This is a genomic window from Ruegeria sp. E1, from assembly GCF_056534225.1.
This window is the reverse complement of sequence record NZ_JBQFPE010000009.1, coordinates 1-12,195: the sequence shown is the minus strand read 5'-3', so window position 1 is coordinate 12,195 and position 12,195 is coordinate 1. Positions and strand designations below refer to the sequence as shown.

10 protein-coding genes and 1 pseudogene are annotated in these 12,195 nt (G+C 56.6%); 10 read left to right on the top strand and 1 reads right to left on the bottom strand.

What is annotated here, in order from left to right; genetic code table 11:
- Nucleotides 1-26 precede the first annotated feature (26 nt).
- The 5 genes and pseudogenes from ACR0FG_RS12640 to ACR0FG_RS12620 all read left to right on the top strand — a co-directional run bounded on the left by ACR0FG_RS12640 (nt 27) and on the right by ACR0FG_RS12620 (nt 5,684).
- On the top strand, nt 27-1,052 hold the full coding sequence (locus tag ACR0FG_RS12640; RefSeq protein ID WP_170717206.1) for an ABC transporter substrate-binding protein: 1,026 nt from the start codon (nt 27-29) through the stop codon (nt 1,050-1,052).
- Complete coding sequence (locus ACR0FG_RS12635) at nt 1,053-3,269, top strand: ABC transporter permease (RefSeq protein ID WP_480893376.1); 2,217 nt, start codon at nt 1,053-1,055, stop codon at nt 3,267-3,269.
- Nucleotides 3,266-4,336, top strand: coding sequence for an ABC transporter ATP-binding protein (locus tag ACR0FG_RS12630; protein ID WP_480893375.1), 1,071 nt, complete (start codon nt 3,266-3,268; stop codon nt 4,334-4,336). The genes ACR0FG_RS12635 and ACR0FG_RS12630 overlap by 4 nt, the downstream gene beginning before the upstream one ends.
- Complete coding sequence (locus tag ACR0FG_RS12625; protein WP_480893374.1) at nt 4,337-4,903, top strand: histidine phosphatase family protein; 567 nt, start codon at nt 4,337-4,339, stop codon at nt 4,901-4,903. It begins immediately after the preceding gene.
- 74 nt (nt 4,904-4,977) lie between these two features.
- A pseudogene (locus ACR0FG_RS12620) lies at nt 4,978-5,684 on the top strand (IS6 family transposase).
- A gap of 155 nt (nt 5,685-5,839) precedes the next feature.
- Here ACR0FG_RS12620 and ACR0FG_RS12615 read toward each other — a convergent pair.
- Nucleotides 5,840-6,442 carry an XRE family transcriptional regulator gene (locus ACR0FG_RS12615; RefSeq protein ID WP_170717694.1) on the bottom strand — a complete coding sequence of 201 codons (603 nt, stop codon included), beginning with the start codon at nt 6,440-6,442 and terminating at the stop codon, nt 5,840-5,842.
- A 147-nt stretch (nt 6,443-6,589) separates the two neighbouring features.
- Here ACR0FG_RS12615 and glyA point away from each other — a divergent pair, with 147 nt between their 5' ends.
- The 5 genes from glyA to ACR0FG_RS12590 all read left to right on the top strand — a co-directional run bounded on the left by glyA (nt 6,590) and on the right by ACR0FG_RS12590 (nt 12,088).
- On the top strand, nt 6,590-7,843 hold the full coding sequence (glyA, locus tag ACR0FG_RS12610; protein WP_480893373.1) for a serine hydroxymethyltransferase: 1,254 nt from the start codon (nt 6,590-6,592) through the stop codon (nt 7,841-7,843).
- Nucleotides 7,844-7,853: 10 nt separating this feature from the next.
- Nucleotides 7,854-9,236 (top strand): dihydrolipoyl dehydrogenase, encoded by a 1,383-nt coding sequence (lpdA, locus tag ACR0FG_RS12605; protein ID WP_480893372.1) that lies wholly within the window; start codon nt 7,854-7,856, stop codon nt 9,234-9,236.
- A 14-nt stretch (nt 9,237-9,250) separates the two neighbouring features.
- A complete protein-coding gene (lipA, locus tag ACR0FG_RS12600) occupies nt 9,251-10,195 on the top strand; it encodes a lipoyl synthase (RefSeq protein WP_480893371.1) in 945 nt (314 codons plus the stop codon).
- Between the two features lie 25 nt (nt 10,196-10,220).
- Nucleotides 10,221-11,591 carry an alanine/glycine:cation symporter family protein gene (locus tag ACR0FG_RS12595; protein WP_480893370.1) on the top strand — a complete coding sequence of 457 codons (1,371 nt, stop codon included), beginning with the start codon at nt 10,221-10,223 and terminating at the stop codon, nt 11,589-11,591.
- Between the two features lie 74 nt (nt 11,592-11,665).
- Nucleotides 11,666-12,088 (top strand): universal stress protein, encoded by a 423-nt coding sequence (locus tag ACR0FG_RS12590; protein WP_170717699.1) that lies wholly within the window; start codon nt 11,666-11,668, stop codon nt 12,086-12,088.
- Nucleotides 12,089-12,195: the final 107 nt, after the last annotated feature.

The following is a 12,195-nucleotide window of genomic DNA, read 5'->3' as shown; positions in this document are numbered from 1 at the left end:
CGCATTAAGCTCATAGGGAGGAAGAAATGAGGAAATTGACATCCATAACGGTTGGATCAGTGATTACCCTGGCTGCATCACTGTCGGCAGCGCAGGCCGATAAGTTGACATTCTATTGTTCGGCGCAAGAAGACTGGTGCCAACTCATGGCGCGAAGCTTTGAAGATGCAACGGGCATCGACGTCAACATGACCCGGAAGTCGTCAGGTGAGACCTTTGCACAAATCCGCGCCGAAAGCTCGAATCCGAAAGGAGACGTTTGGTGGGGCGGTACAGGTGATCCGCATTTGCAGGCCGCCGAAGAGGGCCTGACGATGGAGTACATTTCGCCGATGCGCGACCAGCTTCATGATTGGGCGATATCCCAGGCAGAAAGCGCGGGCAATAAGACGATCGGCATCTATTCAGGCGCACTCGGTTACGGCTACAATGCCGATCTTGTTGCTGCCAACAACCTGCCCGAACCGGCCTGCTGGAAAGACCTGCTGAAGCCCGAATACAAAGGCCACGTTCAGATGGCGAACCCGAACTCCTCAGGAACGGCCTATACGACGCTGGCGTCGATGGTGCAGATCTTCGGCGAGGATGAAGGCTTTGAGTTTATGAAAGGTCTGCATTCCAACATCAACCAATATACCAAGTCTGGTTCCGCACCGATCAAGGCCGCCGGTCGCGGTGAGAACACTATTGGTATCGTCTTCATGCATGACGCTGTGAAGCAGGCCGTTTCAGGGTTCCCGATTAAGGTCGTCGCACCGTGCGAAGGCACCGGATACGAGATTGGCTCAATGTCGATTATTGAAGGAGCCCGCAACGAAGAAGAAGCGAAAAAGTTCTATGACTGGGCCCTGTCACCCGAGGCACAGAACCTCGCTCTTCAGGTCAACGCGTTTCAGGTACCATCGAACAAAGGCGCGGAAACTTCGGATAGCGCGCCGGACATGAGTCAGATCAAGCTGATCGACTATGACTTCAAGAAGTACGGCTCGTCAGACGAGCGGAAGCGTCTTTTGCAGAAATGGGACGAAGAGGTTTCAACTCTGCCGCAGTAAGTGACTGACCAGACCTCAAAAACGACCCATCCGGTCCTGATCTTCTGGATCATCGCCGGGTGGGTCGGATTCTGCCTGTTGCCCTGGTACATGGTCGACGGTGGCCTGTGGTCGTTCGAGTGGCTGGTGGACGGCTACCCGTTCGACGAGGACTTTGCACCGGCCGCGTTTCTGATCGGCCAAGGCGAAAAACTCTGGCTCGCTCCGCTCCTGATCGCACTCGCCCTGCCGCTTCTTGTGTTGAACCGCCCTAAATCTGATCCAATGTACGCTAGAATACTGATCCTGTCTGGGGCACTTGGCTTCGGCTGGCTGATCGCTCAGGGGTTCAGCATTGGTATCAGAGGCTTCAACTTCAATTGGTTGGAGGCGATGTTTGGCGAACTTGGCGACCGTCAGTTCGGAATGGGTTATGGCGCAATGATATGCGCCTCAAGCTTTTTGTTCCTACTCACTCAGGGGGTCGCGGCAAGAGGTGCCATTAACGGCGACGTCTTCGTCGTCAGTGCCATTGGCGGTGTGATTACAATTGTCACGGCCTTCGTCTTTTTTCCCATCGCCAAGATGCTTTTCGCTGCCTTCGTCACCGAAGATGGCGCTTATTCTATTGCAGTTTTCTTCTCAAAATTTTTTGATGATCGACTTTGGGGTTTGGGGTGCTTTCAGGGCGCGCGCTGCGGTGCCGCCTGGAACTCACTGTTCCTTGCCATCCTTGTTGGTGTCATCACCACGGTCCTGGGTCTTTGCTTTGCACTGGTCGTGACGCGCTCAGGCTTTCGCCATAAGCGCGCGCTGCGGGCCCTGACCGTTCTGCCAATAATCACCCCACCGTTCGTGATCGGCCTGGCGCTGATCCTGCTTTTTGGCCTGTCCGGGTCTGTCACCCGCTTCGTTGCCGAGCTTTTCGGCACACAACCAACACGCTGGCTTTACGGAATGCCGGGCATCCTGATCGCACAGACGCTTGCGTTCACGCCAATTGCGTTTCTTGTTCTGATCGGCGTGGTGGAAGGCGTCTCTCCGTCGATGGAGGAAGCAGCCCAGACGCTCCGCGCCAGCAGATGGCAGACGTTCAAGACAGTTTCCTTGCCCTTGATGCGACCTGGCCTGGCCAATGCGTTTCTTCTGGGTTTCATTGAAAGCATGGCCGATTTTGGCAACCCGCTTGTATTGGGCGGCAATTTCGACGTGCTTTCGACTGAAATATTCTTCGCCATCGTTGGCGCTCAATACGATCAAGGCAGGGCCGCGGTTCTGGCCATGGTGCTGCTGTTCTTTACTCTTTCCGCCTTTTACGCGCAGCGCGCTTGGCTGGGGAAGAAAAGTTACACAACTGTCACCGGCAAAGGGGATGCTGGCGTTCATCCTCTGATGCCGACGGGGCTTTCTGTACCTGTACTGCTTATCGCTCTGGGCTGGGCGCTGTTCACAATTGTTGTTTACGCGATGATCATCTACGGCAGTGTGGTCGAGCTCTGGGGAGTCGATAACTCGCTGACAATCAAGCACTACATCACCGCGTTCTCAGTCCGTTTTGAAGAAGAGGGCATACGCTGGACCGGAGCCGCTTGGGACAGTTTCTGGACCACCATCACAATCGCGGCCATTGCAGCGCCATTAACCGCGGCAGTTGGACTGGTAACGGCCTATCTGCTGACCAGGCAGAGCTTTGCAGGCAAGAACGCCTTTGAGTTCGGCACCATGCTGTCATTTGCAATCCCGGGTACCGTGATTGGCGTTAGCTACATTCTGGCCTTCAACGTTCCGCCAATCGAGATCACTGGCACAGGCGTCATCCTTGTTGTCAGCTTCATCTTCCGCAACATGCCGGTTGGCGTTCGCGCGGGCATCGCGAGCATGTCGCAGCTTGATCGTAGTCTCGATGAATCTTCGCTGACACTTGGTGCAAACTCGTGGCAGACTTTCCGAAGGATTATTCTACCACTGCTGCGCCCTGCTATCCTTGCGGCCCTTGTCTACAGCTTTGTCCGCGCCATGACAGCGATCTCGGCCGTCATCTTTCTGGTCAGTGCCGAGTATGACATGGCGACCAGCTACATCATCGGTCGGGTCGAGAATAACGATTATGGCCTTGCGATCGCCTATTCGACGACGCTGATCTTTGTGATGCTCGCGGCGGTCGGTTTACTGCAACTACTTGTTGGCCGGGTCCAGATTGGTCGACGCTCGCATCACGGAACGGAGACATCGCGATGACCGACACCAAAATCGGTTCCAAGGCCGCCCCGGTACGCTTTGAGAACGTGTCGAAAGTATTTGGTAAGGACGTCGTCGCCGTCGACAACATCAACCTGCATGTCGAGGCGGGAAAACTCGTCACACTGCTTGGCCCATCAGGCTGTGGGAAAACAACGACTCTGCGCATGATTGCTGGGTTGGAAATGGCAAGCTCGGGCAAGATCCTGATTGGTGACCGAGACGTGACCAAACTGCCAGCCACCGACCGCGATGTTTCCATGGTATTTCAGTCCTACGCTCTGTTCCCTCATATGACCGTGCTCGAAAACGTGATGTATGGCCTCACATTCTCGGGCTTTGCAAAGGACGAGGCACGCAGCCGCGCCCTGTATGGATTGGAACTGGTTGGTCTTCAAGGGTTCGACAATCGCCTTCCCTCTGAACTGTCAGGGGGTCAACAACAGCGTGTTGCCGTCGCCCGCGCGCTGGTTCTTGAGCCGCAGGTTCTGCTGTTCGACGAGCCGCTGTCCAATCTCGATGCCAAGCTTCGCCGTCAGGTGCGTGAGGATATTCGGGCCATCCAGCAAGACCTTGGTCTGACAGTTGTTTACGTCACCCACGATCAGGAGGAGGCTCTGGCGGTCTCAGATGAGATTGTCGTCATGCGTAACGCAGCGATCGCCCAAATGGGCACACCACGCCAGCTTTACGATGCCCCGAACGACCAATTTGTTGCCGATTTCATAGGTGAGGCGAACCTTTTGGATTGCCAAATCGTCGATATCAATGGCGATGCGGCAACCATAGAAATAGAAGGCTACCGCTATACGCTGCCACATCGCGGTTTGTCCGAAGGATCCGCAACCATTGCAGTGCGACCCTCACGTCTGGTGATCGGCTCAGACCAAGGCATACCGGCCAAGGTGGCGAAGGCGACCTATGTTGGTGTTCGGATGGAATATACGCTGATCGGTGCATTCGGTCAGGTATTTGCCGTACACGATGACGTCGATGCGCCGCTTGATCCCGGCGCCGAAATCAAAGTGGGCTTTGCCGACAAAGGGCCCGTTCTTTTGCCAGACTAGATGCCCAAACTTATTGTCATCACGCACCCCGAGGTTTCTATCGATCCGGCCGTTCCGATAACTGAGTGGGGCTTGAATGCTGTGGGCCGCAAGCGCGCTACTGAATTTTCATCCAGTGACGTCTTGTCCAATCTGACGCAGATATGGACCAGTGGCGAGCGGAAGGCCCGTGAAACAGGCGAGATTCTTGCTGCACCACGAACACTACCCGTGAATTGTAACTTGGGCCTTGGTGAGAACGACCGCAGCGCAACCGGTTACTTGCCTCGGGACGACTTTGAGGCCGCGGCCGATGCTTTCTTTGCTCAGCCAGAAACTAGCTATCGCGGCTGGGAAACAGCCGTCGAGGCGCAGAGACGCATTCATCGGACAGTAACTGAGATTATCCAGTCGCATGATGTCGGGGATCTTGCAATCGTGACCCACGGAGCAGTGGGCACATTGCTTTGGTGCGCACTCTCGGATTGTTCGATAGACCGCAAGCACGACCAACCATCACAAGGCCATTTCTGGCAGGCAGATCTAGTTACGCTCAAACCTGAATCATGTTGGGTCTCTTTGGCATAGGCACTAAGCGTTCCAAGGGCCTTGTAAGAAGAACTTTGCTTGAGCGGGGCAGGGGGCTTTTGTAGCTTTTGCCCATGACCAGACCTGCTTCTTTCGAGTACTTCAAAACCAGTCGCGAGATTTTTCGCCTTGCGGTGATGCTGTACAGCTGTTTCCCGCTCTCGCTTCGGAATGTCGAAGATTTGTTGTACGAGCGAGGCATCGACGTGAGGCACGAAACTTTCCGGTATTGGTGGAACAGTTTTGGCCCAATGTTTGCTGCTGAGATAAGGCGGAAGCGTGTTCAGCAGCTGCGCGCGTTCTCGAAATGGAAGTGGCACGTGGACGAGGTTTCGTGAAGGTGAATGGCAAGAGACACTACCTCTGGCGGGCCGTCGATCATAAGGGCGAAGTGCTTGAAGCAATCGTTACCCAACGCCGAAACAAGCAGGGGGCACTGAAGTTCCTCAAGAAATTGATGAAGCGCCATGGCGGTTCAGAAGAGATCGTTACAGATCGCTTCGACTCATACTGAGCCGCGCTCAGAGAGCTTGGCACTACCGAAAAACAAAGGACGGGCAGGTGGCTTAACAGCCGAGTCGAGAATTCGCACCTGCCGTTTCGACGACGCGAACGCGCCATGCAACGTTTCAGGTGCATGTGAAGTTTACAGAAACTCGCCGCCGTCCGTTCCTCCGTCTACAACCACTTCAACCAGCAAAGATCGCTGACTAACCGAGACACCTTCAAGCTGACGCGCACCGCCGCTATCGCCGAGTGGCGTCAACTTTGTTCCGGATAGGTTCGCGCTTTCCGCAGCAAACTGAGACTGGTTCGAATTCGTCTGATAGCACCCTTGGGACAAATCGCTTTTCTTTCAGGTCAGTATTTTTCCCGAGCTATTCCTTGATTTGGAATATCCCAGTACCTTGGGCCAACGCGGAACCGATGCTTGGTCTACTCTAATGAAACCCACAGAACTTTGGCATCTTCTTTGCTGGTCGAGATGCAACCATGTCCCATGCCGCTATCGTAGTATAGCGAGTCTCCGGCTTTCATCGGCAATGGCCGGTAGTGTTCCGAGAGGAACGTTAGTTCTCCGCTGATCACATACATGAACTCTTCGCCACTGTGGCGAATCCAGGTTTCAAATTCGGATACATCCCTCGCTTTGATCGTCGCGATATAGGGCAGCATCCGTTTGCTGGTCAGTTCAGGACACAGCAACTCATGTAGATAGGTGGCTGTATCGCGTATCTCACCTTCGCCGGACGGGGTGTAGTCGCGCCGACCAGAGATGCCTGTTTGGCCTGACTGCAGGAACAGTTGAGGAGTGCTCAGGTCTAGCGCCTGTGTCAGCCGTCTGACAATGTCGAAGCTGGGTCGGGTTTGGTTGTTTTCGATCTTCGAAAGGGTGGATCGACCGATTCCCGCAGCGCGCCCGGCTTCTTCCAAAGTCCAGCCTTTTGCGCGGCGTGCATCCCGGATCGACCGGCCCAAAGCCGCCCCGTCATCGTGATCTGCCGGTCCGGAAACGTCGTTCGGGGCTTCATCTGACATCAAAATCTCCACTCTTTGCAGAAGGTTAGGCAATTCCCCCGATATGCACAACTTCACATTTTCGAGAATAGTGTTGCCTTTTCAGCAAGAATTCCACTATAGGAAACAAAATCCCCTGTGCGCCACATATACAGCGAGAGGAAAAATATGTTCACTACATCGCTCACGAAGGCTGATCCGTTCATCGCTGCGTCGATTGCACGTGAAGGCAAACGCCAGGCAGAACAAATCGAACTCATTGCATCCGAGAATATCGTTTCGCAGGCAGTGATTGATGCGCAGGGGTCGGTGCTGACAAACAAATATGCCGAAGGCTATCCGGGTCGCCGCTATTATGGCGGGTGCGAGTATGTGGATGAAGTTGAGGTTGAGGCGATCGAGCGCCTTAAAAAGTTATTCGGCTGTGCGTTCGCCAATGTGCAGCCTCATTCCGGCGCGCAAGCCAATGGGGCAGTGAAGCTGGCGTTGCTTAGCCCCGGTGACACGATCCTTGGTATGTCGCTTGATGCGGGTGGGCACCTGACCCATGGTGCCAAGCCTGCTCAGTCGGGCAAGTGGTTCCGTCCGATTCAATATGGCCTGACTGAAGCCGGATTGATCGACTATGATCAGGTTGAAGCGCTGGCCAGGGCGGAGAAGCCTAAGATGATCATCGCGGGTGCTTCGGCATATTCGCAGCAGATCGACTTTGCCCGCTTCCGCGCTATTGCGGATGATGTTGGGGCCTGGTTGCTGGCGGACATGGCTCATATTGCCGGTCTGGTCGCAACCGGTTTGCACCCGTCACCCGTTGGTCATGCGCATGTGGTGACGTCTACGACGCACAAGACACTGCGCGGCCCACGCGGCGGGATCATCCTGACCGATGACGAGGCGTTGGCCAAAAAGATGAACTCGGCGGTGTTTCCTGGCCTGCAAGGGGGTCCGCTGATGCATGTGATCGCAGGTAAGGCTGTTGCATTTGGCGAGGCGCTGAAACCTGAATTCAAAACCTATATGCAGCGCGTCGTGGACAGCGCTGCAGCGCTTGCAAGTGTGATGATCGAGCGGGGATGCGACATCGTATCGGGGGGAACCCAGAACCACCTGATGCTGGTCGATCTGAGACCGCTTGGCGTTACCGGCAAGGATGCGGAAGCGGCGCTGGAGCGGGCCGGCTTTACCTGCAACAAAAACAGTGTGCCGGGCGATCCCGAGAAACCGACGGTCACCAGCGGTATTCGTCTGGGCACCGCTGCCGGTTGTAGCCGCGGATTCGGTCCAGATGAGTTCCGCCAGATCGGCCATCTGATTGGCGATGTACTGGATGCGCTGAGCCAGTCGCCCGAAGGTGATGCCACTGTAGAAACCCGGACACGTGACAAGGTCCGCGCACTGTGCGCTGAACATCCCATTTACTGAGAGACTATCCATGAACATCTATGACCTGATCGTCATCGGCGGTGGTCCGGGCGGCTATGTTGCGGCTATTCGCGCGGCCCAGCTGGGTATGAAAGTGGCCTGCGTTGAAGGGCGCGGGACGCTTGGCGGGACCTGTCTGAATGTAGGGTGTATCCCTTCGAAAGCGTTGCTGACCTCCTCGGCCAAATATGCCGAGCTTGCACATCTCTCCTCTCACGGCATTGCGGTTGAGGGGGCCAGCATTGATCTGGGCGCGATGATGGGACGCAAGGATAAGATCGTTGGCGATCTGACCAAAGGTATCGGATTTCTGTTCAAAAAGAATGGCATCGAGTTGATTGAAGGTTGGGCGAGCATCCCTGCGGATGGGCAGGTGCAGGTCGGCGACGATGTTTATGAAGCGAAGAATATCCTGATTGCTACCGGGTCCGAGCCGACACCGCTAAGCGGTATCGAGATCGACGAACAGGACATTCTCAGCTCAACCGGCGCGCTGAAACTTGAGACCGTGCCAGAGCATTTGGTTGTGGTCGGCGCAGGCGTGATCGGATTGGAGCTCGGTCAAGTCTGGGCGCGGTTGGGAGCCAAGGTCACCGTTGTTGAATATCTGGATCGTGTCCTGCCCGGAATCGATGGCGAGATCGCTAAACTGGCGCAGAGGGCGTTGGCCAAACGCGGGCTCAAGTTTCAGCTTGGCCGGGCACTGAGAACAATCGAAAAGACCGAGACTGGACTGACGCTCACACTGGATCGGGTCGGCAAAGACAAGGAAGAGGTGATTGAGGCCGACAAGGTCCTGATCGCTGTCGGACGCCGCCCGGTGACGCGCGGGTTGGGGTTGGAAGAGTTGGGGATAGCCCTTGACCCGCGCGGTTTCATTCCGGTCGACGATACGTTCCGCACTTCAGTACCCGGCATCTATGCGATTGGCGACTGTGTTCCCGGCCCGATGCTGGCACATAAGGCCGAGGAAGATGGTGTGGCATGCGTCGAGTTGCTGGCCGGGCAGGACGCTCACGTGGACTACAGCACTGTCCCGGGCGTCGTGTACACCGACCCCGAGGTCGCCTCGGTCGGGGCGACCGAAGAAGCGCTGAAAGACGCGGGCGCTGAGTACGCGGTTGGCAAGTTTGCGTTCATGGCGAATTCGCGCGCGCGCTCGACCGGGGAAACTGACGGCGCAGTCAAGGTGTTGGCCGATCCGCAAGGCAAGATCCTGGGTGCTCATATCTGCGGCGCACATGGCGGTGATCTGATCGCCGAGCTGGTTCTGGCCACGACTCAAGGTGCAACCGTCGCCGAGGTCGCGGCAACCTGTCACGCCCACCCTGCCATGGGAGAGGCGGTCAAAGAAGCCTGCCTCGATGCCATGGGCCGCGCAATCCACGCATAATGGAGATCAGCCAGATGACCGTCCAGCTTCGCGTCCGCCACCCTGAAAAGGCCAAAAAGGCCGATAGCGTGATCCCACGAAAGCCGAAGTGGATCCGTCGCAAAAAGATCGAAAGCGCCGAGTATTACGAGACTCGTCGCCTGATGCGCGACCACGATCTGGCGACGGTCTGCGAAGAGGCGGCCTGCCCAAATATCGGTGAATGCTGGTCCAAGCGCCACGCGACCATGATGATCATGGGTGAGGTCTGCACGCGGGGTTGTTCCTTTTGCAACGTCTCGACAGGTCGTCCCGATGCGCTGGATGTGTTTGAACCCGGTCGCGTTGCGGCAGCGGTCAAGAAACTGGGCTTGCGCCATGTGGTGATCACATCCGTTGATCGGGACGATTTGGCCGACGGCGGAGCCGAGCACATTGCCCAGACAATTCGCGCGGTTCGGCACCGGAACCCCGACTCCACTGTCGAGGTTCTGACCCCGGATTTTCTGGGTAAGGGAACTGCAGCGGACGCCGTATTCGAAGCTGCTCCGGACGTGTTCAACCACAATCTGGAGACCGTACCGCATCTTTATCCAACAGTCCGCCCCGGCGCGCGCTATTATACTTCGCTGCGGCTGCTGGATGACGCCAAACGCGCTAATCCCGAGATTTTCACCAAATCCGGCCTCATGGTCGGCTTGGGTGAAAGCCTCAGCGACGTGCGCCAGGTGATGGATGATCTGCGCGCTGCAAATGTCGATTTCCTGACGGTCGGCCAGTACCTGCAACCGACCCCAAAACATCATCCAATCGACCGGTTCTGGACACCGGAAGAATTCGCCCAACTGGAACAGATCGCTCGATCCAAGGGCTTTTTGCACGTGTCGGCGACCCCGCTGACCCGTTCGTCGTTCCACGCGGACGAAGACTTTACCGCCCTCAAGCAGGCTCGCCAGCGGGCCATCGCCGACAGGGCATAACCCAAACGCAAATGGGAGGAATACCATGGAAGCGTTAAATTCAATCGTAGGGGCCATCAATGGCGTTGTGTGGGGGCCGCTTATGCTGGTTCTCATCCTTGGCGTCGGCTTCTTCCTGCAGGTGGGGCTGAAATTCATGCCGATCCTGCGTGTCGGTACCGGATTCAAACTGCTGTTTGCAGGCCGCGAAGGGCAGGGCGATGGGCAGATCAGCCCTTTCAACGCGCTGATGACTTCGCTGTCGGCAACTATAGGTACAGGTAACATCGCCGGTGTGGCCACTGCTGTCTTCCTGGGCGGTCCAGGCGCCTTGTTCTGGATGTGGATGACCGCCCTGGTGGGCATGGCCACCAAATATGCCGAAGCTGTCTGCGCGGTGAAATATCGCGAAAAAGATGAGCTGGGTAACTATGTCGGCGGCCCGATGTACTACATCAAGAACGGTCTGGGCGCGAAATGGGCCTGGCTGGGCGTCGCCTTCGCCCTGTTCGGCGGCATCGCGGCCTTCGGCATCGGCAACGGAGTGCAGGCCAACGGCGTGGCGCAGGTTCTGGAATCGAACTTCGGTGTGAACACCTCGGTTACCGGTGTGGTTCTGATGGTGCTTACAGCAGCCGTTATCCTGGGCGGCATCACCCGCATCGGTGCAGTGGCCGGTAAGCTGGTTCCGTTCATGGCCATCGCCTACATCATCGCGGGCCTGCTGGTTCTGATCATCAACATCGCCGAAATCGGAAACGCGCTGTCGCTGGTCTTGACTTATGCCTTCACTCCATCGGCCGCCGAGGGCGGTTTCGCAGGCGCAGCCGTCTGGGCCGCCATCCGCTTTGGTGTGGCTCGCGGTGTATTCTCGAACGAAGCTGGTCTGGGCTCTGCCCCGATCGCGCACGCAGCGGCTGAGACCAAAGGGCCGGTCAACCAGGGCCTGATCGCGATGCTAGGCACGTTCATCGACACCATCATCGTCTGCTCGATCACAGGTCTGGCGATCATCGCTTCGGGTGCGTGGACATCGGGTGAATCTGGTGCAGCGTTGACTTCTCTAGCCTTCGCAACCTCGCTACCGGGCGGCGGACACCTGATCGCAATCGCTCTGTCGATCTTTGCCTTCACAACCATCCTGGGTTGGTCGTTCTATGGCGAGAAATGTGTCGAATTCTTACTGGGTGTAAAATCGTTAATGCCCTATCGCATCCTGTGGATCATCGCGATCTACTTCGGCGCGACTGCGGATCTGGGCTTCATCTGGCTGCTGGCGGACACGTTGAACGCCATGATGGCCGTCCCGAACCTGATCGCCTTGGCCCTGCTGAGCCCGATCGTCTTCAAACTGACGAAAGAGTTCTTCGCCTCGGGTGGCAAGTCCGAAGAGCCCGGCGGCACGCCTGCCGAGTAACCTTTGACGACAAACGGGGGGCCACCTGGCCCCCCGCCTTTGAAACAGAATTCCATATCTCGAGGAGAGACGTGATGGCCACGAAAATCCTGCTGCCCATTGATCACACTGACGACCGCTCGTGGAAGAACGCCCTACCGCTCGCACAAGAACAAGCGAAATTTTATAGTGCCGAATTGCATGTGGTTGCCGTCATTCCTGAGATCATTCAGTTGCCAAACCTGCCCGCCAACTACGGCGCTGGTGCCAAAGACCATGTGAGGGGCGCGGTTCAAGCCATTCTGGATCATGGTAACGCATCCGACGTGACGATCCATGTCGAAGAAGGCAGCGTCTATCGCGAAATCCTGAAGCTCGCCTACAAAGACGGCTTTGATCTGATCGTCATGGCGTCGACCAAAGGCGATTTCCCGAATTATGAGATTGGCCCGAACCTGGCCCGCGTCGTGCGCAATGCGCATTGCACCGTCATGGTCGTCCGCGACCAGTCCCGCTGAATGAAAGGTTGAGAAAATGACTGACGCCAAACGCACGCCTTTGTATGATCTTCACGTTGAGCTCGGCGGTAAGCTGGTTGATTTTGCTGGTTGGGAGATGCCGGTTC